The organism is Pectobacterium parmentieri, assembly GCF_001742145.1.
GTDB classification, from domain to species: Bacteria; Pseudomonadota; Gammaproteobacteria; order Enterobacterales; family Enterobacteriaceae; genus Pectobacterium; species Pectobacterium parmentieri.
The window spans coordinates 2,937,368-2,959,750 of the sequence record NZ_CP015749.1 but is presented as its reverse complement, the minus strand read 5'-3'; the positions used below and the strand labels follow the sequence as shown (position 1 = coordinate 2,959,750).

Below are 22,383 nucleotides of genomic sequence, written 5' to 3'. Positions count from 1 at the left end.
TATTGTGAGGATTGGATGGTATGTCTTTGCATTTTTTCCAAGCAGATGGGTTTACTGGGCTAGTCAATAGATATAAAAGCCACGGGTATGTGACAATTAGCGCCTATTTTAATCAGGCGAAAAACATCTATGATGTATTTGATGAAATAAAAGCATCGCTACCTTTGGACCCGCCCCTTTATAGCCTATGTAATTTTGATGCTTTTTCTGATTCCCTTTTTGGGGGATTGGATTCTCTCGGGGAGCATAAAATATGTGTTTTCCTTGTTGATCTAAAAAATGCTCTTAAAAATGACGATGAAAATTATAGCGTTATCCTAGATATTCTTTCTGATAACGTTTCTTACCTTAAGACAGAAGGGCGGCAAGTTTTTTTCTTTATTAGTTAATTAAAAAAATCAGAAGAGGGGGGGACTGACATAATTTAACTACTTGGATGAATGTTACTATGGTTTTTCGGAAAAATATCCAGTCAATATAATTTTAAGGGATGTGTTGTGACGGATCATTTTACTATAGCTGATAATTTAATTTTTCGTGATGAAAAAACAGGGGAGGTAGTCATTTTTAATTACTTTACCTGGGTCGAAGTCATCAAGGGGGTTATTTTTAAATACACGGAAAAATCTAAAGAAGACATTGATTTTTTGGTTGCATCTCACTCATTAGTAAAAAATGCTAATAGCAACTATATTTCTGTTGTGCTATGTAGTCATGAGGTCGAATATCATTGGGCTATGTTGATAGTATATGGTGAACTATATTGGAATCACGGAGTTACTCAAAACGAACCTGATGGGTACTGGGACTGGGAAACGGATTACAGAAAATTTAATGACCTTGCTGAGGATAGTTTTGTTTTTATCGATTAATTCCAATTGAAGCTACTCTGTTACGCTAAATAGTTAAAATTTTGTGGCGAAGTACTAGTGTTTTGAACAACGCCAGGTATTAGTCTCTTAGGGCAAGGTTCGGCGATGAGTTCAGCGGATAAACCGTTTGCAGTATGATGAATGTAAATAACCTTTCTGTTTATCCTTATAGGAAGGGGAGTGGTAGGGAATCTCTATTATTTTAATCAATAATCATCATGCAGGTGTTATGATTATGCATTAGATTTTAAAGTATATTAAGATAAGGTCTAACTTTATTTAGAGAGGCTGGATTGGCTATGATAAATATTAAGGAAAGTATTATTCCATCAGTGTCATTAGGCGGAGTAATTTTGGGAGAACACATTGGGCGTTATGAGTACCTTCTTGATAAGCATGTTGTTAAGTATGTTCAGGATGCGATTTTTTCAGTGAAATATAAATTCCCTGATTATCACTTGTCGATATCAGTGGATGTGAGGAATGGTAGTATTTACAAAATTACTGCTCACAGTGGATATATCGGCGGGATGAACGGTATATTTATTGGCGATCCGGTTATAAAAATACCTAAGTCTTTTATTTATGATGACTGTGATGAAGGGTATATGGATAAGAATATGGATGGGGTTATTATTCAAACGGATATTGACGATCCCCTCCCTGAGGAATTGGCTAATGCTAAAGTGGGTATTATAGCTGTTTTTTTACCCAGCGCCTTTAAGCTAAGCTCTGAGCGTTCGAATCGGGAGAACGCGTAACATTTCTTTCCATTAATTAGCCAGTAACAACCCGACTACTCCCCGTTTATTTTATCATATTCCTTTCCTGTCGGCAGAGTCTCAATATTCAGTGACTGACTGATGAGTTAATGACTCGCCGCCCATCAAAATATGTTATTTATCCAGCCTATGCAGTTACTGCCACTTGGCGGGTAAGATAACCCTCAGTTTGATACCTGTTTTTTTGATTCACGCCCTCTTTCATTTCTCATTTGGCAATATATTATTGTTGATTTTGATGAATATTATATGTTGCAAGTTATTAATATAAGAATAGTTGTGATTATATAAATCTTAATCAATAGTTAGGTGGTTATTGATTTTATTAATTTCTTTGTTTTTCTATGCTTTGAGTCTTTTCTTATGCCGCAGTTGGTAACTGTGATGAATTGTTAGTTATGTAAATAAAAATACTGAATATGTTATTCAGTATTTTTTTTGTACTTGTGTGGTTTTTTTATTCTATTGTTTCTACGCAATATCTATGTGGTTAATTTTTTTCTTAAATGAATGAGGTTATTTTGGATATAATAAACAATGAATTGGTTTCATCGCTAATACTAAGTGAGTTAATTCAATATCGGCGTAGATTCACTCACTCGACGAAATCGATTAGCGAAGAAGAGGCTTTAGTAACTCAGGTTCAATTGCCCAGAATCCGTGCTTTTGTTGATGAAAATAGCCGTATTGAACTTATTTTACCTGCGTTCCCTGTAAAATCTCCTAGCCCTTATAAGGTTCTGGGCAGAAAACCGGATATGGCAGAACGTTTGTCCCTGATATTCCTAAATTCATTATGCCAGCGCATTCAGCTTTATTACCCACCTGGTGCTCATATCCGTATTTGCTCCGATGGACATGTGTTTGGCGATCTGATTGGAACCAGTGACGAAACCATTAATGCCTACCAGCATGAGATTGAAAATTTACTGCATGAGCTGGGTGCTGCTCATCTCAGCGTTTTTAATCTTAAGGACGTAGAGAATATGGCAGCGCTCACCGATGATTACGATTATCTTCGCCAGCGGTTGGTTGAGGATTATGCCGAATCAGAAGAAGAGATTAAATCGCAACTCATGCAGAGCGAAGAAGGCTTGCAGCTTTATCGTTCAATCACCCGCTTTCTCTATGAAGATAGCCTGCGACCAGATTATACCGGCTCTAACGCGGCGTTACAGAAGGATGCCAAAAAACGTGCCTGTGGCGTTATTCAACGTAGCTGGGCGTGGGGCAACCTGCTTGCTGAAAATTTCCCAGACGCTATTCGTCTGTCTATTCACCCTCAACCGTCGGACAGCCTGAAACTGGGTATTCATATGATGCCCACCAAGGACGATTGGTTGACGCCCTGGCATGGTGTTGCCGCCAATGTTAATGGTCAGTTTGTGCTCATGAAGAATACCGATGCACAGCAGTTGGCGGGTGAGGTTGTGGAGATCCGCGGTACGCCGAGTTATTACGTCGTTAAGCAGCATGATATGGCGTAAGCGTACTTTTCTCGCCTTATCATTCGTTGAGACATCGATAATTGTCATCTTATAAAGGAATATACACGATGGAGAAGAGTATGAACTGTCGCATTGAACTGCTTTCCCCTTTTGGTGCGTTGTTGACGCCTGTTGAAGCAGGGCAGAGCATCGTCACACTGCCAATTGATACACTGCGTGAACTCGCTCGAGAGCATCATCTTCTGGTATTACGCGGATTTTCTTCTGGTTTTTCCGATCCTGAAACGTTGACTGAGTATGCTGGCCACTGGGGGGAAATCATGATGTGGCCTTTCGGAGCGATACTGGATGTGAAGGAGCATGCGGGTACCAAAGATCATATCTTTGATAACAGCTATGTACCGCTACACTGGGATGGGATGTACAAACCTACTATCCCCGAATTTCAACTGTTCCACTGCGTTTCCGCTCCGGGGCAGGATCAAGGTGGACGTACCACTTTCGTTGATACCACGCGCTTGTTGGCAGAGGCCGACGCACAGTTAGTCGATGAATGGCGTCGTGTTTCAATTACTTATCGTATTAAAGCCGTTGTACATTATGGCGGCGAAGTCACCTCTCCATTAATCATTCCTCATCCTAACGGCGTTGGGGAGATTATGCGCTATAACGAACCGCCGACCGAAGGGGAGCGTTTCCTTAACCAACATGCGCTGGAATACCATAATGTCACGCCGGAAGCGCAAAGCGCATTTAGCCAGACGCTACGGCAGCATTTGTACGATCCTCGTTATTATTATGCGCATAAATGGCTACAAAGTGATGTTGTGATAGCCGACAACTTCTCGCTGCTGCATGGACGTGAAGCCTTTACGGCTCATTCAGCTCGTCATCTGCAACGTGTGCATATTCAGGGCACTCCAGTTTGCGTGAATACTTGCATTGATAACGCGGCATAAGGGAAAGCATCATGGCACATATTCTCATGGCGGCGATGGCAACGCCGGGGCATGTTTATCCTTTGCTGAGCATCGCTCGCTATTTGGTTGAGCAGGGAAACGATGTCACGTTGTTTAGCGGCGCGTTGTTCCGTGAGCAGGCAGAGGCGGCTGGGGTTGGTTTTATCCCTTTTAGCGATGAGATTGATTTCGACTACAGGCATCTTGAGCAGCACTTCCCTCTGCGCGCCACGCTGCCGCCGGGTAACGCGCAGATGGCTCTGGCGCTGAAGAATTTCTTTGCAGCACCGATTCCATTGCTGGATCGCCAATTGCGTGGCGCGCTGGAAAAGACCCATGCCGACCTGCTCATCATTGAAAATTGTTTTTATGGTGTCTTGCCGCTGTTGTTTTCTGAGCCGCGACTGCCAGTCATTGCGATAGGCGTGACGCCGTTGTCCTATTCGACGCGAGATTCTGTTTTCTATGGGCCTCGCATTCCACCTAAATTACTGCCGCCTGACCTGAGTCATGAACAACTGGTCGATGAAGAAACGAGGGGGTTCTTGAGCGACGTTCAGCACGTATTTAATGATGTGATGGTGCTGGCGGGAGGAAAGCCGCTTGAACAGCCTTTTATGGATGCGCTAATTGGTCATTGCGATCGTTTCTTGCAATTATCGACCACTGAGCTTGAGTATCAGCGGGATGATTTGCCACAGAGTGTGCGATTTATTGGTCCATTATCCCATCACATCGCAGCAGAGCGCGCTCCGCACTGGTGGGCATCAGACGACAGCCGGCCGCTTATTATCGTTTCACAAGGAACACTGGCGAATGTCGATCTCCAGCAGCTCATCGGGCCAACGCTGCGCGCCCTAGCAGATTTACCTGTCAGAGTGCTGGCGACTACGGGGGGACGGTCGGTTGATGTGCTACAAGCCTCATTACCGGAAAATGCCAGAGTGGTCAGTTTTCTTTCTTATGATGATTGGCTGCCAAAGGCGTCGATATTTATCACCAATGGTGGATATGGTTCGATTAATTCCGCGCTGAAAGATGGCGTTCCATTAATTGTGGCTGGTGTCGGGGAAGATAAACAGGAAAGTGCCGCGCGCGTGGTATTTGCTAAATGCGGGATTAGCTTACAAACCAGTACGCCGAGTGAACAACAGATTAGGCAGTCTGTCATCGAGATATTGGAGGACCCTGGCTATTTACAGCGTGCAAAGTGGATTAAGGCAGATTATTCAAGCCATGATGCATTTGCTCTGATTAACGCTGAAGTTAATGCGCTAGTCAGCGAAAGGAGGACGGCATAGCGTCAGATAGGGCCATGTGTAGGATTACTCTGCGGCGTCATTATTCCATGTAACACGTACTAAAATCGGTCACACGTTATGGGGTGAAATAGTACCCCATAACGCCATTGCGAATCGTATTATTCCTACAGCGCTTTATCGGTCAACAAGGCGACCTTGCTGGCTGTTGATACGCGCTCAAGGTAGGCGTGGACGTTAGGGCCAAACTGTACTCCTTTCACGATCGTGAGCGACAGTAAAATAGGGAACAGAATAAAATCGGTGGTGGAAATGGCGCTAATATTTGCCAAGCGTGGTTCCAACGCATCGAGTTTCTGCTTCACTTCCTCAATCAGTTCTGGCGTTTTCGCTATCAATGCATCCAGATCGCCAAAAGCTTTTTCTTCGCGAAGAAGGTAGGCATGGCGTGCCTCTGGCGTAGAAAGCTCTTTAAAATCGGCTTTCGTGAAGCGGGGAACCGCAAGGTTAAATACCGCGCTGGAAACGGACTTACACCAGGCCTCAATATCGGCATCAACCGGCTGGTCGGCGATTAACGGCACCTGCTTGCTGTCGACGTAGTGGACGATATCCATACTTTCCGGCATGAAGCTGCCATCTTCTTTCTGAAGAATCGGCACCACTTTTCGGCCCACCATACGCGTTGGTGTGTCAACGTCGCCTTCCATAATGACGGATTGCTCAACAGGCAGATCTTTCAGACCAAAAATCATTCTGGCTCTGACACAGAATGGGCAGTGTTCGTAAATGAAAAGTTTCATACATCGCCTCGTAAGATTTTGAAAAAGGCCGCGAAAATTTGCGCACCCGGTCATGACAAATCATGCCATCAGAGTAATACCTGATACGGTCGGTGGTAAAGCGAATGTGAGGGTAAGAAAAGGAGAGGCACGATGTGAATCCGTATGACTCAGGCCGGATTGCGGTATGATGCGGAGCCCCCCTTTGCGGAAGAGAAAAAATGGATCGCCTGAGCGCGTTGGAAACATTTATCTGCGTTTTCGAAACGGGGTCGTTTTCCGCTGCGTCCCGTAGACTCGGTATTGGACAGCCTGCGGTTTCCAAGGCGATCATGCAGCTTGAACAACAATTGGCCACTCCGCTGTTGATTCGTTCTACCCGAGGGTTGACGCCAACAGAAGCCGGACAGCATTTTTATGAGCAAATCGCTCCCGCGTTAACGATGCTGGGAGAGGCTCAAGATCATGTGGTTAGCGGGAATGCTGCGCTGTCTGGTCGGCTGCGCATTTGTGCACCGGTTACTTTTGCCCGGCTGCACATTATGCCGCGACTCCATGAATTTATGGCCGAACATCCACAACTCAACGTTGATGTCATTCTCGACGATCGTCCGATCGATCTGATTGCTGAAGGTATTGATGTGGCATTGCGTTTGGGCGAGATGAAGGATTCAAGCCTGATCGCACAGCGGCTGGCCTCGTGTACTATGCGCCTGTTGGCGACCCCCGACTATTTTTCCGCTCATGGCATACCGGTTTCTCCTGATGCACTGTCTGCTTATCCTGCCGTTATCTATTTGCAGGGAGAGAGAACCGATCGCTGGATTTTTTCTCAAGATGGAACACAGACCATGATATTCCCCAATGGGCGTATCCGTGTTTCTGCGGCGGAAGGTGTACGTGCTACGGTGCTGTCCGGCGCAGGGTTGGCTGTGGCATCTGAATGGATGTTTGCACCAGAGCTTGAAAGCGGACAAGTCATCACTGTACTGGATTCATGGTCGCTGGGTAAGATGGATCTGTGGGCTGTCTACCCCGGAGGCCGCATGACATCATCGCGCGTCAGAACTTTTACCAACTTCGTTCAACGTCTCTTTTTCTGATTTATTCCCATTTGGAATAGCTGATATCCATTTTACCGCTCTATTGGGAATGATTTCTGCGCCTTATGCTGCACTCATCGCTTGCCGACCTCCGGCGGGAAAGACATAAACAGGTATGACGATGAGTACATTATCCAGCGAAACCGATGTCAGAACACAGCATGTTCCCGGCAAACTATTGATTTTCTCAATGGCGGCAGCCAGCGGTGTTTCTGTTGCCAATATCTATTACAACCAGCCGATGTTGGGCGTGATTAGCGAAAGTTTTACGCCGAATGGCGCGGTTTCGCTCATGCCGACGGTAACGCAATTAGGTTACGCACTCGGACTGCTGCTACTGGTTCCCCTCGGTGATAAGTTTGATCGCCGTCGGCTAATTGTCTGGCAATTCTTGATGTTGGCACTGGCTTCTGCGTTTGCTGCGTTGTCGACATCGGTTTTTTCCTTGTTAAGTGCCTCATTGCTCATTGGTTTTGGTGCCACGGCGGCCCAGCAGATTGTTCCGGCTGCCGCAGCTCTCGCCGATGTGAAACAGCGAGGCGCCATTGTCGGGACGGTGATGAGCGGGTTGCTAAGTGGGATTCTACTTAGCCGCACGATTGCGGGCGTGGTGGCGGAAAATGCAGGCTGGCGTGCAATGTTCTGGCTGAGTGTGCCGCTGGCGCTGGCGGGCGCGTGGACGATGGCAAGAATGTTACCGACTTTGCCATCGCATCAGACCATTCGTTACAGCGAACTTATGCATTCGCTGGTGGCACTGTGGCGGAGTGAACGCACATTACGTAAAGCTACGCTGATTCAGGCGTTGTTGTTTGCATCGTTCAGCGCGTTCTGGAGTGTGCTTGCGCTGTATCTGGAAAGTGGGCGTTTTCAAATGGGGGCGGCCGCAGCGGGTCTGTTTGGTGTGATCGGCGTGGCTGGCATTTTTGCGGCTCCGCTGGCCGGAAGATTGGCTGATAGAGTCGGTAGCCGTCCAGTTGTGATCGCCGGAGCACTGCTGACGCTGCTGTCATGGGGGATATTCATCGGCTTCGATTCTATTATTGGTCTGATTATTGGCGTTGTACTGCTCGATCTCGGTGTGCAAAGTGCGTTAATTGCCAATCAGCATGTGATTTACGGGCTTGGTGAGGCGGTTAGAGGTCGAATCAATACCGTATTCATGGGCGGTATGTTTCTGGGCGGTGCTGTTGGTTCCTCCATTGCAATAATGGCCTGGCAGCAGGGGGGATGGATGATGGTCGGGGGGCTTGCCAGCGTGTTGGCAATGATGGCACTGCTGACCGCGCTGATGAAAGCGGAAAAGGCGTAGTGGGTATCAGGAAAGCGGGCTGAAATAAGCGAGATATTGCGGTAAGAAAAGCGTCATCCATGTTGTTTTACAACCGGCAGATTAACCTTACTTGCTGATGACAATACTATACATTTGGCTTGCTATAGTCCTTTCATCCCTTGTCAGTACCTCACATCTCTGTGAGTGTTGTGTAGTTAACCATCCCTGTCATTAGAATGACCTTACCCGCCTCGTGCGGGTTTTTTTTGCCTGCGCTTCAGCCAGTTGGATTAACTCCGTGCGTACCTATTCCGTGTCGTTTTTGATTGAATGATCGGGGACTATTTTGGTAACGACCCGATTTCTGCCTTCATGCTTAGCCTGATAGAGGGCGTCATCGGCAGTTTTTAAGACGCTATCGATCTGTTCCGTTCCTGGAGTAAAACAGGTGACGCCTAATGAAATCGTAATGTTTTCAGGAATTGGCAGCGGCATTTTTTCAACTTTTTTACGCAGCCGTTCAGCAATCTCGGTGGCTTGCTTCATATCTGTATCGGGCAGAAGCGCAAGGAACTCTTCTCCACCCGTGCGACAAATCAGATCGGATTCTCGTGAGCCTTGCTTTATGTTGTCAGCCAGCAGCCTGATGACGTCATCGCCGACATTGTGCCCATAGGTGTCATTGACGCGTTTGAAATGATCGATATCAATCACGATAGCGGCAACCTGATTGCTCTTTGACAGAATGAGTTCAACATTTTCATAGATACCACGTCGATTGAGTAACCCTGTGAGCGGGTCGGTGTGGGCTTGCAAACTCAGCTTGCCGATCCGCTTGTGCAACAGCACCGTACCGAAAAGAATGACGCGTTTTAGCTGATCAACCTCAAAATACCAAGAGGGAACTTTCTTGATTTTTTCAATGACGTCAGGCTCCTCCATCTTACTGGCAGAAACGGCCAGCAAGCGCAAAGGGTTGGCAATAGAGAAGGCAAGCAGGGTGAGTGCAATCAGCGTTAATGCCATCACCGGCGCGCCTTCGTATAAGACGGAACGCATGACACTGTTAAGTGAATCGAGCACATTTTGATAGGGATGTAAGGTAATGATAACCCAATCGGATGATTTCACCGTATCAAATCCAGCCAGCGACGGTGTGCCTCGCATATCGGGTATGGAGAGGGTTCCACTCTTCTTGTTCTGAAAGGCTTTCTTGATTTTTTCGTCGGTGACGGGCTTACCGACCCACTGTTTATCCTGATGGTAGAGAACAATTCCGTTTTTATCGATGACATAAACGCTGGAGTAATCGTTATAGAAATGGGTATTCATGAACTCGTTCAGCACGCTTTTGCTTTTTAAATAAATGGTTCCGCCGATGTAGCCAAGATAATTGCCTTGCTTATCTTTGATGGGGGAAGAAACCAGTACGATGAGATTTCCTGTAACGGAAATATAAGGCTGGCTAATTAACGGCTTTTGTTCTGCTAGCGCGAGCTTGCTGGCATCTGAGGCCAGCGTACTGCCTTTCAGGTTGAGTGACGTTGGGTAAACCGTGTGTATGCGGTTCTGGCTGTCTGCAACGAAAACAGAATTAAAACTTTGGCTCATGCGGAATGTCTGCTCACTTTTCTCCAGCAGCACATCATCGTCACTAAAACTATCCGCCATCGATGTCGCACTGTAAGCCAACTCCTGCTGTGCGGAAGATAAAAATCCTTCTGTGGTTGCCGCCAATTTGGTGGAGTAATTAAGGTTTGAATTAAGTATCTGATCGGTAATGAGCTTTTTTTGTACGTTATAAACGGCGATATAAGCATTCGTCAGCGTAATGATCATACTGATAATCGCGAGGGACAAAATGAGTGAACGTAAATTTACTGGGAACCGCTTTCTTATTTTCATGATTGGCCGCCCCTATTTTTCGCTAGGTAAGCAAAAATTAATTTTTCTTGTTTTTATGAAAATTTGTTATGTAACGCGGGCTGAGCATCTCTTACGGCCGTTGAATAAACCCCGCTATTCAAAGTTATAGACGCTAACTGGACTATCTGGCAACGTTCAGCTTAATGGAGAGAATGTACGATCTCCAGTGTGCCATTAATGATGAATTGCACACCCATGCAAACTAGCAGGAACCCCATCAGCCGCGAAATGGCTTCAATGCCGCTTTTCCCGATCAGACGCATAATCAGGCCTGAGCTTTTCAGGCTTAGCCAGACGATCAGGCTGATCAACATAAAAGTGAGGACAGGAGCAACGGTAATAACCCATGGTGTAATATCCACGCCGCTCTTGATTTGTGATGCAGAACTAATGATGAGGGCAATGGTGCCTGGTCCTGCAGTGCTAGGCATCGCCAATGGAACGAAGGCGATATTGACGTCATTGGCGGAAAAACTGTCGTTAATTTCTTCTTTTTTGCTTTTGACTTCGGGTGCATGTTCTGGCTTTTGCTGAGGGAAAAGCATGCGAAAACCGATAAATGCCACGATAAGCCCGCCGGCAATGCGTAATCCGGGGATGGAAATGCCGAAGGTATTCATCACGATCTGACCTGCATAGTACGCGACGGTCATAATGATGAATACATAGAGTGAGGCCTGAAAAATCTGACGATTTCGTTCCCCCTGGCTCATGTCGCCGGACATCGCCAAAAATACTGCTACTGTTGTCAACGGGTTCGCGAGTGGCAGGATTAACACCAGACCAAGACCAATGGTTTGAATCAATTCCAGCATTCTACGTTCCTCTTTATTGGGGCGCTTCCGTCAGTTAAGGAAAAAGGGCAATGATGACCCGTCGCGATGGTGTCCTATGCGGGCTAGGCCAACTCACCTTCCGCTAATTTTTTAAAACGATAGAGCGTCTTAGTCAGCATATCGCGAGAAAACATATCAAACATTTGGCCAATCTTTTTTCCGATCAGTCCTCCTGGTGGATTGTAGCGAATTGTCAGCGTTACGGTTGTCCCCGTTTCTGACGAGGCTGGCTGAAAAGAAAGCCTGCCTTCATTAGGAACACGAGCGCCTTCCAGTGAACGCCAGTGGATATATTCCCCCGGTTTTTCATCAATAATACGGGCCTGCCACTCAATGAGTGCGCCAATCGGTGTGTTAATTCGCCAATTAGAGTCGGTATGATTCAGTATCTCGATACTGGCAAAATGGCCCATCAGGATCGGCAACGTTTCCGGTTTTCGCCAAAGATCAAACAAGCGTTCTTCTGGGCGATTGATCGTGATGTTGCCACTGATTTCATTGGCATAGCTGCCGCTTTTTTCTGTGATTCTTCTTAAGAAAGAGGGAAACACCCGTCATCCTCGCTAATGGATTGTTACCCCTTTATGGGCATATATACGCCATTCTGACTGATATCGACCCGCTAAGCAAAATTGGAGGAGGCTAGCGGTAGTGTCGGTGTTGGCTATCACAGCAATAGCCTAAGTTTTTACGTGCCTAATGTTACATTAATGTTCATTCGATACCGTAAGTGTCAGACAGGAATCGAATGACGTGCCGCAAAACACCAGGGTTTTTACATAACGATAATAGCAGTACCTCGCCCACTATTCTTAGTGGGCTTTTTACTTATATTTCCTTTTTGGAATGTTTTATTTTTATGTGATTTGATATTTATCAATTTATTGCTAATAGGTTTGTACCTATTAAGGTGTAATGGGCCTTCATCCATGTGGTCTGATCTTTAAATAATGTATTGATTGCGATGTAATTTACTTTATAAACATGTCGTGATACGTTTGTTATCAGCTTTTACGCTGGTGAGTATATCAATATGAATAATCCATTTATTGCCAGATGGAGTCGTAATGGCAACCTGCTTTGCCATGGCCATTGGTTAATATCTTATAAAGAAAAAGATTTCACGTTACCGGAAAAATATAAAGAAAATCATATGGGAACAATGGGGATCTACTCTATCATTGATCCTGACGATGAAACCTATCGGGACGGATTAGATGAGGATGACTGGATCCTTGGAAATATCGACTGGCTTGCCGATAGCTTTGAAGAGAATAATATTCCTATCGAGGAATGTTATTTTAGATATTTTTTCCAGGCCATAAATAAGCAGGACTGGCGATGCACCAGTTGTGCAGGTTGTATGTAAATCACTCTGTTGTTATTAATTATTCCTACTTCCCCTTTGTACCCTACTGACTGGTGAATTATTAAGGTCGTGCTGTTTTTTTGCCTAATTATCCGGTTGCTTTTTATTCAATCCCCTCGGTTTTTCTCGTTTTTCATCCCTGTTTCGTCTTCTTTGAGAGGCGCTTCGCATACCGTGCAGCGGGGCGTCTTTTTTGGGGAAAAGTGTTACCCTGACCGAACAATCCTTGATTAATATGAGGCAACAATGACAGAAGCTGACATTCTGCGGTTAAGTGCTTTGGTGGGCGAACAACTAAAAGCGCGTGGCGCTACGTTGACGTGTGCAGAGTCTTGCACTGGAGGCTGGCTGGCTAAGTCTATTACCGATGTTGCGGGGAGTTCTGGCTGGTTTGATTATGGTTTTGTGACATATAGCAATCTGGCCAAACAGCGTCTGGTGAATGTGAGCGCAGAGACATTGGAGCGGCATGGTGCAGTGAGTGAGGATGTCGTCAATGAAATGGCCGCAGGAGCTTTGCGGGCCGCCAGTGCAGATTTTTCTATATCGGTAAGTGGTGTTGCTGGGCCAGACGGGGGGACCGAAGAGAAACCTGTCGGCACGGTGTGGTTTGGCTTCACTGACAAACAGGGCGGGGGATTTGCCCGAAAAATGCGATTCAGCGGAGACCGAAATGCGGTACGTCTGCAATCAGTCCATTTTGCGCTGCAAACGCTGCTCGACGCGTTTCTGAAAAAATAACCTTGATGCTGTATGCGCATACAGTATAATGTCAGTAATTATTCAGCAATTCATAATTAAGCCGCCGCGTAGAGACAGTAGCTTTACGCCGCATGACAGGAGCAAAAATGGCTATTGATGAGAACAAACAAAAGGCACTTGCGGCAGCACTGGGTCAAATCGAAAAGCAATTTGGTAAAGGTTCTATCATGCGGTTGGGCGAGGATCGCTCGATGGATGTTGAAACCATTTCTACGGGCTCTTTGTCCCTTGATATTGCTCTGGGGGCCGGCGGTTTACCTATGGGGCGCATCGTTGAGATTTATGGCCCAGAATCTTCTGGTAAAACCACGCTGACCTTACAGGTGATTGCCGCTGCTCAACGCGAAGGAAAAACCTGTGCGTTCATCGATGCTGAACATGCGTTGGACCCGATTTATGCGAAAAAACTTGGCGTAGATATTGATAACCTGCTGTGTTCTCAGCCGGATACCGGTGAGCAAGCACTGGAGATCTGTGATGCACTCACGCGCTCTGGCGCTGTTGACGTTATCATTGTCGACTCTGTTGCAGCCTTGACACCAAAAGCTGAAATTGAAGGCGAAATCGGTGACTCTCACATGGGCCTTGCGGCACGTATGATGAGCCAGGCTATGCGTAAACTGGCTGGTAACCTGAAACAAGCCAATACGCTGCTAATCTTCATTAACCAGATCCGTATGAAAATTGGTGTGATGTTTGGTAACCCTGAAACCACTACCGGTGGTAACGCACTGAAATTTTATGCCTCTGTTCGTCTGGATATTCGTCGTACTGGCGCTATCAAGGACGGTGAAGAAGTTGTCGGTAGCGAAACTCGCGTTAAAGTCGTGAAGAATAAAGTGGCAGCACCGTTCAAACAGGCTGAATTCCAAATTTTGTATGGTGAAGGTATCAATATCCACGGTGAGTTAGTTGATCTGGGTGTGAAACACAAACTGATCGAAAAAGCGGGTGCATGGTATAGCTATAACGGCGACAAAATCGGCCAGGGTAAAGCAAACGCCTGCAATTTCCTGAAAGAGAATTCAGCGATTGCTGCTGAACTGGATAAAAAATTGCGTGAAATGCTGCTGCATAAAGGCAATGAGCTAACGCCTGCCGCAGTAGGTAATAGCCATGACGAAGATGAATTCGCTGGTGAAGGCAACGAAGAATTTTAATGGCTGCTGAATTACCTGTGGCAGAGCACATCAGCGGATAGATGGATGAATAAACCATTACGCTATGCGATGAATGTGCTTTCTGTTCGCGATTATAGTGAAGTCGAAATACGCCGCAAATGTGCGGCGTATTTGTATAAATCAGAAAGTACGGAAAGTGAAGCAGATGAAATCGCAGCCCGAGTTGCAGTGGAAGACGTGGAAGCTGCAATTGCTTATTGCAAGGAGCACGGTTGGCTGGATGATGCGCGTTATGCTCGCCGCTATATCAGCAGCCGGAGTCGCAAAGGCTATGGCGCCCAGCGGATTAAAATGGAGCTGAGCCAGAAAGGAATCGACAAGACAACGCTAGCCACAGCATTGAACGAGAGTGATATCGACTGGTGTGCGCTGGCTAAATCGGTTGTGGAACGGAAATTCGGGCATCCTCTGTCCGATGAATGGAAAGACAAAGTCAAACATCAGCGATATCTGCTCTATCGCGGCTTTTTTCATGAAGAAATCCAGTCAATCTATACGAATTTTTCAGATTGAACGCACACGGGATTTTACTTCCCATCGAAGAAAATTTATCTTATTCCCACTTTTTGTTCGTGAGTTGCTCGGTAACGTCAGCATGCTGGACTAACCTTGCCCGCGATCTGTTCTTCTAGCTTGATTCCAGGACAATTATGAGCAAGAGCACCGCTGAGATCCGTCAAGCGTTTCTCGATTTTTTCCACAGTAAGGGACACCAGGTTGTTGATAGCAGCTCTCTGGTGCCGAACAACGATCCGACATTGTTATTCACCAATGCGGGTATGAACCAGTTCAAAGATGTGTTCCTCGGGCTGGATAAGCGTAGCTATGTCCGCGCGACAACCTCGCAGCGCTGCGTACGTGCCGGTGGTAAACATAATGACCTGGAAAACGTAGGTTATACCGCACGCCACCACACCTTCTTTGAAATGCTGGGTAACTTCAGCTTCGGTGATTACTTCAAGCATGATGCGATTCGCTATGCGTGGGAATTGCTGACGTCTCCCCAGTGGTTCAATCTGCCAAAAGAAAAATTGTGGGTAACGGTATACGCCACGGATGATGAAGCCTACAACATTTGGGCTGATGAAGTTGGCGTACCGCGCGAAAGAATTATTCGTATTGGTGATAACAAAGGCGGACCTTACGCCTCTGATAACTTCTGGCAGATGGGTGAAACGGGGCCGTGTGGTCCATGCACCGAGATTTTCTTCGATCACGGTGAACACATCGCGGGTGGCCCGCCGGGAAGCCCTGATGAGGACGGCGATCGCTATATCGAAATCTGGAATTTGGTGTTCATGCAGTTTAACCGTCAGGTTGACGGCACAATGCTGCCACTACCGAAGCCTTCCGTTGATACCGGTATGGGGTTAGAACGTGTGTCTGCGGTATTGCAACATGTCAATTCAAACTATGACATTGATTTGTTTAAGACGCTGATTGATGCGGTAGCGAAAGCTGTTGGTACAACCGATTTAACCAATAAATCGTTGCGTGTCATCGCTGACCATATCCGCTCTTGCGCGTTCCTGATTGCCGATGGCGTTATGCCGTCTAATGAAAACCGTGGCTATGTCCTGCGCCGTATTATTCGCCGCGCCGCGCGTCACGGTAATATGCTGGGCGCGACGGATGCTTTCTTCTACAAACTGGTTGCGCCACTGATTGACGTCATGGGGCCTGCGGCTGCCGAATTGAAAAAGCAGCAATCGGTAGTTGAGCAAGCGCTGAAGATGGAAGAAGAGCAGTTTGCCCGCACGTTGGAGCGCGGGTTATCTCTGTTAGATGAAGAAATTAAAAACCTGAAAGGGGATACCCTGGATGGTGAAACCGTCTTCCGCCTATATGACACCTATGGTTTCCCTGTCGACCTCACTGCGGATGTGTGCCGCGAGCGTGGCTTAAAAGTTGATGAGGAAGGTTTTGAATCCGCGATGACGGCTCAGCGTCAGCGTGCTCGCGAGGCCAGCGGATTTGGCGTGGATTACAACAGCCTCATTCGCGTGGATGAAAACACGCCATTCTGCGGCTATGAAAAAACGCAGCAGCAAGCGAAGGTGATTGCGCTTTATCATAATGGGAACGCGGTTGATCAGATTGCGGCAGGTGATGAAGCAGTCGTAATTCTTAACGAAACGCCATTCTATGGTGAGTCCGGCGGTCAGGTTGGCGACCAGGGTGAACTGAAAAATGCGGACGTCAGCTTCGTTGTTCAGGATACGCAGAAATACGGTCAGGCAATCGGCCATGTCGGTAAACTGACTCAGGGTACACTGCGTGTTAACGACAGTGTCGATGCAAACGTTGATAGCCAACGCCGCGATCGCATTCGTCTGAACCACTCTGCAACGCACCTGCTGCATGCTGCACTGCGTCAGGTTTTGGGCGATCATGTCGCGCAGAAAGGTTCTTTGGTTAACGATAGCTATCTGCGCTTTGACTTCTCACATACGGAAGCGATGAAGCCTGAACAGATTCGTCTGGTTGAAGACATCGTCAACGCGCAAATCCGCCGCAACCTTACCGTGCAAACGGATGTCATGGCATTGGATGATGCGAGAGCGAAGGGCGCGATGGCGCTGTTCGGTGAGAAGTATGACGACCATGTCCGTGTTCTGACGATGGGCGATTTCTCCATTGAGCTCTGTGGGGGAACGCACGCCAACCGTACTGGTGATATTGGTTTGTTCCAAATCATCTCTGAATCAGGCACTGCCGCCGGGGTACGTCGTATCGAAGCGACCACAGGTGAAAATGCTTTGTCCGCACTGCATCGTCAGAGTGACGTTCTGCAAGACATTGCGCAACTGTTGAAAGGGGATAGTCACAACCTGACTGATAAGGTACGCTCTGTACTGGATCGTGCCCGTGCGTTGGAGAAAGAGCTTCAGCAGTTGAAGGCTCAGCAAGCGGCGCAGGAAAGCTCGTCCCTGTCCGGCAAAGCAAAAGAGGTTAACGGTGTGAAGTTGCTGGTCACGCAACTTGACAACGTGGATCCTAAACTGTTGCGCACGATGGTTGACGACTTAAAGAACCAACTCGGCTCTGCTGTTATCGTTCTCGGAACGGCGACAGAAGGCAGGGTTAGCTTGATTTCTGGTGTAACGAAAGATCTGACTGACCGCGTAAAAGCTGGTGAACTGATAGGGTTTGTGGCCCAGCAGGTTGGCGGAAAAGGCGGTGGTCGCCCTGATATGGCTCAGGCTGGGGGCTCGGACGCGTTAGCATTGCCTGGTGCGCTAGCCAGCGTTGAGTCCTGGGTTGTTGCTAAGCTATAAGCGATCCATAACGTTTTATTTTCGTTATCTAACAAAAACGCCATAACTTTCTGGTTGTGGCGTTTTTGTCTGCGGAAAAGGATTCGTTAAACAGAGGATAAAGTATGTTACCTTCAGATATTCTGAAGCTTTATATGCTCAGCCCTCTTGTCGTGATAACAAAAGCACAAGCTACTGATATCGACTAAACTAACAAGTAGTAACGAACCTGAGCGTGATGGGTTGTTATACCATCGTCTAGGTTTACGTTTTCACAGCACATGATGGATAATGGCGGGGAGACAGAGAGACCCGACTCTTTATAATCTTTCAAGGAGCAAAGAATGCTTATTTTGACTCGTCGAGTTGGCGAAACCCTCATGATCGGCGATGAGGTAACGGTTACCGTATTAGGAGTGAAAGGCAACCAGGTGCGTATTGGCGTTAATGCACCTAAAGAGGTTTCTGTCCACCGTGAAGAGATCTATCAGCGTATTCAGGCCGAAAAATCTCAACCGACGTCATATTGATTGACAATGCGTCTCGTGTTCGCGGGACGCAATTGCCACTTCCCGCTTTTCTCCCACACTTTTATCGATATATCCATTTTTATTGTGCGCTTCCTTTGGCAAGGTAACCGCCTGTTTTTCTGTCGATAAAACAGACTTTTTGTTGTGAAAATGCGCGTCTTGGATGCGAATTGTTCAAACGAACGTAAGGTGGGAAAAATTGTTTGACTTATAAGTCTGGGAAAGTAATATGTGCGCCACGCAGTACCGGTGAGCACTAACAAGAAGTTCTTAGTAGCAAACAGGTAATGTAAGGTGAGGTGGCCGAGAGGCTGAAGGCGCTCCCCTGCTAAGGGAGTATGCGGTCAAAAGCTGCATCGAGGGTTCGAATCCCTCCCTCACCGCCATTTAATATGCATCCGTAGCTCAGCTGGATAGAGTACTCGGCTACGAACCGAGCGGTCGGAGGTTCGAATCCTCCCGGATGCACCATTAAATACTGCCTTTGCGAGGCAAGTTGTATTAGTGAACGCAAATGTTGTCGTAGATAAAGAATTAGTAATGCATCCGTAGCTCAGCTGGATAGAGTACTCGGCTACGAACCGAGCGGTCGGAGGTTCGAATCCTCCCGGATGCACCATATCTCGATATGGGTAAGGTTGTTATCTTGTTCTTATAACCGATGGTTTTGGCTTATAAGTTCGAGGGAGGAAAACGTTGCTTTAGCAATGGCCCGAAGGGCGAGGCGAAGCCGAGTAATCCTCCCGGATGCACCATTCTTAGGTATCTCGCTTAATTGCTCACCCCCTTGTTTTTGCACCATACTCTGCATCCGTAGCTCAGCTGGATAGAGTACTCGGCTACGAACCGAGCGGTCGGAGGTTCGAATCCTCCCGGATGCACCATTTCCTCGTATAGTAAAAGTCTTTTCCTTACTCTTATAATCCACAGTCTTGGTTTTTAAGAACGAGGGAGGAAAAAGTTGCTTTAGCAACGGCCCGCAGGGCGAGGCTAAGCCGAGTAATCCTCTCGGATGCACCATATTCTGATGTAAATAAATCTTTTGTCTAGTTGCTAACCGAATCGCTTCGCATAAGCGAGGGCATCTCAAGGTTAATCAGATAATTTTTATCAGAAACACCATCTTTGTTTTACCACTTACTCTCTTCCGTACTTTTTAGCGCTACAGCGGTACTGTTCCCTGTTTTGCTAATTCATACCGATGTTTTTCTAAGCACGCTCGTGCATGAATTTTTATCTCTCCTCCTGTCTATATATTGAGATTGAGCCTACGTATAAATGAAGGCTGTCTTACCACTATGGTAGTAATAACCTGTTTTTAATAAGGTTATTGAGTAAGCGACAACGTTTTCACTTTACGATAAAGTAAGCTCTCTTTTCAGTGAGCATGGAGTCATGATGTACGATCGCTATCAAGGGCTGATCTTTGATATGGATGGCACCCTACTCGATACGGAACCTACGCACCATAAAGCGTGGGATCTGGTGCTTGCCCGATATGGCATGAGTTATGATGCCAGTGCCATGACAGCATTGAACGGCTCGCCTACCTGGCGTATTGCGCAGCGTATTATTGAAAGTCATCAGGCTGATATTGATCCTATCCAACTAGCAGCGGAAAAAACGGCTGTTGTTGAGGAAATGCTGCTGGATACGGTACAGCCGCTACCGCTGATTGATGTTGTTAAACATTACCGTGGACGGCGCCCTATGGCGGTTGGTACGGGGAGTACGCATGGAATGGCCGATAGACTGCTAACGCATTTGGGGCTGCAGAATTATTTTGATGCGATCGTCGGTGCAGATGATGTCACACAGCATAAGCCGTTTCCCGATACTTTTCTGCGTTGTGCCGCGTTGATTTCTGTTGCTCCGGAACACTGTATCGTGTTTGAAGACGCTGATTACGGTATTGAAGCGGCTAAGCGGGCTAATATGGCTGTGGTTGACGTTCGTACACTGTGAGTGAGTTCTGGGCCGTTTTTTCTCTTTTCTGGAGTAGCCTGCTCAGTGCAACACTGTTGCCCGGCAGTTCGGAAGTACTGCTGGTGACATTATTGTTGGCTGACAGCGCAAAACCTTATCTGCTGCTCATCGTGGCAACGGTAGGAAATACGCTGGGCGGGTTAACAAATATTTTTATAGGGCGCTTACTCCCTCAGCCAAAACAACAAGCTGGGCATACAGTGGCCATGCGCTGGTTACAGCGCTATGGTTGCGCTGCGCTGTTATTTAGCTGGGTGCCGATAGTAGGCGATTTATTGTGCGTGTTAGCGGGTTGGTTACGTATGCCCTGGGTGAAATCGGCGGTTTTTATCGGTATCGGAAAAGCGCTGCGGTATATCGTATTGACAGGTATAACGTTACAGGGGATGGCGTGGTGGTCTTAGCCAGATCGCAATGCGAACTGGTGAGTACTGCTGAGTTTCAATTATGCTTACAACCATTACATTTTAACAACGGGAGGTCGATTTGATCCCGGACATTTCAGAAGCACTTTCTTGGCTGGAAAAACACCCACAGGCAGTGAAGGGGATTCAGCGTGGAATTGAACGCGAAACATTGCGCGTAACAGAGAACGGACATCTTGCTACGACAGGGCATCCTGAGATATTGGGCTCGGCGTTGTCACACCCGTGGATTACGACAGATTTTGCCGAGGCGTTGTTGGAGTTTATTACGCCAGTCGACAAAGATGTCGATCATCTGCTGACGTTTTTGCGTGATATCCATCGTCACGTTTCCCGTAATCTGGGCGATGAGCGGATGTGGCCATTGAGCATGCCGTGCTTTATCGACAGCGAGCAAAATATAGAGCTGGCGCAGTATGGCTCTTCAAATGTTGGGCGTTTTAAAACGCTTTATCGCGAAGGGCTGAAAAACCGCTATGGCGCATTGATGCAGACCATTTCCGGTGTGCACTATAACTTCTCTCTGCCGTTATCATTCTGGCAGGCGCGAGAGGGCGTAGCAGATGCAGAAAGCGGGAAGAAAGCCATATCTGCGGGATACTTCAGACTGATTCGCAATTATTACCGCTTTGGTTGGGTGATCCCTTACCTGTTTGGCGCTTCTCCGGCGATCTGTTCTTCTTTCCTGAGAGGGAGAGAAACCGCGCTGCCGTTTGAGCGCACGAAAAAAGGTATGCTTTATCTGCCTTATGCCACCTCTCTACGGCTTAGTGATTTAGGTTATACCAATAAATCACAGAGCAATCTGGGGATTACGTTTAACGATCTGGATACCTACGTCGCTGCATTAAAACGTGCGATAAAAACGCCGTCTGAGGAATATGCTCAGGTTGGTATGAAGAAGGATGGTCGTTATCTACAATTGAATACGAACGTCTTGCAGATTGAGAACGAACTCTATGCGCCGATTCGTCCGAAGCGTGTGACGCGTGCGGACGAAACGCCATCTGATGCTTTGCTGCGTGGCGGAATTGAATATATCGAAGTGCGCTCGCTAGATATCAATCCGTTCTCTCCTACTGGGGTGAGTGAAAGTCAGGTGCGTTTCCTGGATTTATTCCTGATCTGGTGTGCGTTAGCGGATGCGCCGGAAATGAGCGCAGATGAACTATTGTGTACGCGTAAAAACTGGAACCGAGTGATCCTTGAAGGTCGTAAACCAGGGCAGACGGTGGGAATGCGGTGTGAAACCATCCAGCAGCCGATTGCCGAGGTTGGGAAATCCCTGTTTGCAGATTTACGTCGTGTTGCGGAAGTACTGGATGCTGAAAACGATCGGCCGCATTATCAGCAGGTATGCGATGAGCTGCTTGTTGGTTTTGACGATCCAGAAACGACGTTCTCTGGCAGGCTGTTAACGTTGATGAAGCAAGAAGGCAATGGTAGCGTGGGGCTGAATTTAGCGGAGGAATACCGCAAGATGCTGAGCAATGAGCCGTTGCAGGTGTTGACTGAAGAGCAATTAGCGACTGCAAGCGAACGTTCCTGGCAGCGCCAACGTCAGATTGAGTCTGAAGATACGATGAGTTTTGACGATTATCTGGCGGCGAATTAAAAAGAAAAGGCCACAGAA

At 47.1% G+C, this 22,383-nt stretch carries 21 protein-coding genes and 4 tRNA genes; 21 read left to right on the top strand and 4 right to left on the bottom strand.

Annotation, left to right across the window (positions count from 1 at the left end):
• The first annotated feature begins 20 nt into the window (after positions 1-20).
• The 6 genes from A8F97_RS13455 to A8F97_RS13430 all read left to right on the top strand — a co-directional run bounded on the left by A8F97_RS13455 (position 21) and on the right by A8F97_RS13430 (position 5,362).
• Positions 21-389 carry a barstar family protein gene (locus tag A8F97_RS13455; protein WP_012822810.1) on the top strand — a complete coding sequence of 123 codons (369 nt, stop codon included), beginning with the start codon at positions 21-23 and terminating at the stop codon, positions 387-389.
• A 108-nt stretch (positions 390-497) separates the two neighbouring features.
• Positions 498-872, top strand: coding sequence for a hypothetical protein (locus tag A8F97_RS13450; protein WP_012822811.1), 375 nt, complete (start codon positions 498-500; stop codon positions 870-872).
• Between the two features lie 299 nt (positions 873-1,171).
• A complete protein-coding gene (locus A8F97_RS13445; protein ID WP_012822812.1) occupies positions 1,172-1,633 on the top strand; it encodes a hypothetical protein in 462 nt (153 codons plus the stop codon).
• A 542-nt stretch (positions 1,634-2,175) separates the two neighbouring features.
• The gene (gene pvcA / locus A8F97_RS13440; RefSeq protein WP_033070995.1) at positions 2,176-3,141 is read left to right on the top strand and encodes an L-tyrosine isonitrile synthase; all 966 of its coding nucleotides are present in this window, start codon (positions 2,176-2,178) and stop codon (positions 3,139-3,141) included.
• Positions 3,142-3,221: 80 nt separating this feature from the next.
• On the top strand, positions 3,222-4,061 hold the full coding sequence (locus A8F97_RS13435; RefSeq protein WP_082218601.1) for a TauD/TfdA dioxygenase family protein: 840 nt from the start codon (positions 3,222-3,224) through the stop codon (positions 4,059-4,061).
• Positions 4,062-4,072: 11 nt separating this feature from the next.
• On the top strand, positions 4,073-5,362 hold the full coding sequence (locus A8F97_RS13430; protein ID WP_012822815.1) for a glycosyltransferase: 1,290 nt from the start codon (positions 4,073-4,075) through the stop codon (positions 5,360-5,362).
• 125 nt (positions 5,363-5,487) lie between these two features.
• Here the strand turns inward: A8F97_RS13430 and grxB are convergent, their stop codons facing one another.
• Entirely contained in the window at positions 5,488-6,123 is a 636-nt protein-coding gene (gene grxB / locus A8F97_RS13425; protein ID WP_014698882.1) for a glutaredoxin 2, read from the bottom strand.
• 200 nt (positions 6,124-6,323) lie between these two features.
• Here grxB and A8F97_RS13420 point away from each other — a divergent pair, with 200 nt between their 5' ends.
• Together A8F97_RS13420 and A8F97_RS13415 are read left to right on the top strand one after the other, a co-directional pair.
• A complete protein-coding gene (locus A8F97_RS13420) occupies positions 6,324-7,205 on the top strand; it encodes a LysR family transcriptional regulator (protein ID WP_012822817.1) in 882 nt (293 codons plus the stop codon).
• A gap of 121 nt (positions 7,206-7,326) precedes the next feature.
• Complete coding sequence (locus A8F97_RS13415; RefSeq protein ID WP_033070997.1) at positions 7,327-8,517, top strand: MFS transporter; 1,191 nt, start codon at positions 7,327-7,329, stop codon at positions 8,515-8,517.
• Between the two features lie 267 nt (positions 8,518-8,784).
• Here the strand turns inward: A8F97_RS13415 and A8F97_RS13410 are convergent, their stop codons facing one another.
• The 3 genes from A8F97_RS13410 to A8F97_RS13400 all read right to left on the bottom strand — a co-directional run bounded on the left by A8F97_RS13410 (position 8,785) and on the right by A8F97_RS13400 (position 11,791).
• A complete protein-coding gene (locus A8F97_RS13410) occupies positions 8,785-10,383 on the bottom strand; it encodes a sensor domain-containing diguanylate cyclase (RefSeq protein WP_012822819.1) in 1,599 nt (532 codons plus the stop codon).
• 161 nt (positions 10,384-10,544) lie between these two features.
• Positions 10,545-11,219 (bottom strand): MarC family NAAT transporter, encoded by a 675-nt coding sequence (locus A8F97_RS13405; RefSeq protein ID WP_005972142.1) that lies wholly within the window; start codon positions 11,217-11,219, stop codon positions 10,545-10,547.
• 83 nt (positions 11,220-11,302) lie between these two features.
• On the bottom strand, positions 11,303-11,791 hold the full coding sequence (locus A8F97_RS13400) for an SRPBCC family protein (protein WP_012822820.1): 489 nt from the start codon (positions 11,789-11,791) through the stop codon (positions 11,303-11,305).
• A gap of 482 nt (positions 11,792-12,273) precedes the next feature.
• Between A8F97_RS13400 and A8F97_RS13395 the strand changes: the two genes are divergently transcribed.
• The 13 genes from A8F97_RS13395 to gshA all read left to right on the top strand — a co-directional run bounded on the left by A8F97_RS13395 (position 12,274) and on the right by gshA (position 22,365).
• Positions 12,274-12,609 carry a hypothetical protein gene (locus tag A8F97_RS13395; RefSeq protein ID WP_033070998.1) on the top strand — a complete coding sequence of 112 codons (336 nt, stop codon included), beginning with the start codon at positions 12,274-12,276 and terminating at the stop codon, positions 12,607-12,609.
• Between the two features lie 246 nt (positions 12,610-12,855).
• Positions 12,856-13,350: a nicotinamide-nucleotide amidase gene (gene pncC / locus A8F97_RS13390; protein WP_012822821.1), complete on the top strand. Its 495-nt coding sequence runs from the start codon at positions 12,856-12,858 to the stop codon at positions 13,348-13,350.
• A 107-nt stretch (positions 13,351-13,457) separates the two neighbouring features.
• Positions 13,458-14,531 (top strand): recombinase RecA, encoded by a 1,074-nt coding sequence (recA, locus tag A8F97_RS13385; protein ID WP_012822822.1) that lies wholly within the window; start codon positions 13,458-13,460, stop codon positions 14,529-14,531.
• Positions 14,532-14,576: 45 nt separating this feature from the next.
• Positions 14,577-15,065 carry a recombination regulator RecX gene (gene recX / locus A8F97_RS13380; protein ID WP_012822823.1) on the top strand — a complete coding sequence of 163 codons (489 nt, stop codon included), beginning with the start codon at positions 14,577-14,579 and terminating at the stop codon, positions 15,063-15,065.
• 137 nt (positions 15,066-15,202) lie between these two features.
• On the top strand, positions 15,203-17,830 hold the full coding sequence (gene alaS / locus A8F97_RS13375; RefSeq protein ID WP_014698885.1) for an alanine--tRNA ligase: 2,628 nt from the start codon (positions 15,203-15,205) through the stop codon (positions 17,828-17,830).
• A 323-nt stretch (positions 17,831-18,153) separates the two neighbouring features.
• Positions 18,154-18,339 (top strand): carbon storage regulator CsrA, encoded by a 186-nt coding sequence (gene csrA, locus A8F97_RS13370; RefSeq protein WP_005972168.1) that lies wholly within the window; start codon positions 18,154-18,156, stop codon positions 18,337-18,339.
• A gap of 293 nt (positions 18,340-18,632) precedes the next feature.
• Positions 18,633-18,725, top strand: a tRNA-Ser gene (locus tag A8F97_RS13365).
• Positions 18,726-18,733: 8 nt separating this feature from the next.
• Positions 18,734-18,810, top strand: a tRNA-Arg gene (locus A8F97_RS13360).
• Positions 18,811-18,881: 71 nt separating this feature from the next.
• Positions 18,882-18,958 (top strand) — tRNA-Arg (locus tag A8F97_RS13355).
• 188 nt (positions 18,959-19,146) lie between these two features.
• Positions 19,147-19,223 (top strand) — tRNA-Arg (locus tag A8F97_RS13350).
• 514 nt (positions 19,224-19,737) lie between these two features.
• On the top strand, positions 19,738-20,304 hold the full coding sequence (gene yqaB / locus A8F97_RS13345; protein WP_012822825.1) for a fructose-1-phosphate/6-phosphogluconate phosphatase: 567 nt from the start codon (positions 19,738-19,740) through the stop codon (positions 20,302-20,304).
• Positions 20,301-20,729: a YqaA family protein gene (locus A8F97_RS13340; protein ID WP_033070999.1), complete on the top strand. Its 429-nt coding sequence runs from the start codon at positions 20,301-20,303 to the stop codon at positions 20,727-20,729. The genes yqaB and A8F97_RS13340 overlap by 4 nt, the downstream gene beginning before the upstream one ends.
• An 82-nt stretch (positions 20,730-20,811) precedes the next feature.
• The gene (gshA, locus tag A8F97_RS13335; protein WP_012822827.1) at positions 20,812-22,365 is read left to right on the top strand and encodes a glutamate--cysteine ligase; all 1,554 of its coding nucleotides are present in this window, start codon (positions 20,812-20,814) and stop codon (positions 22,363-22,365) included.
• Positions 22,366-22,383 lie beyond the last annotated feature (18 nt).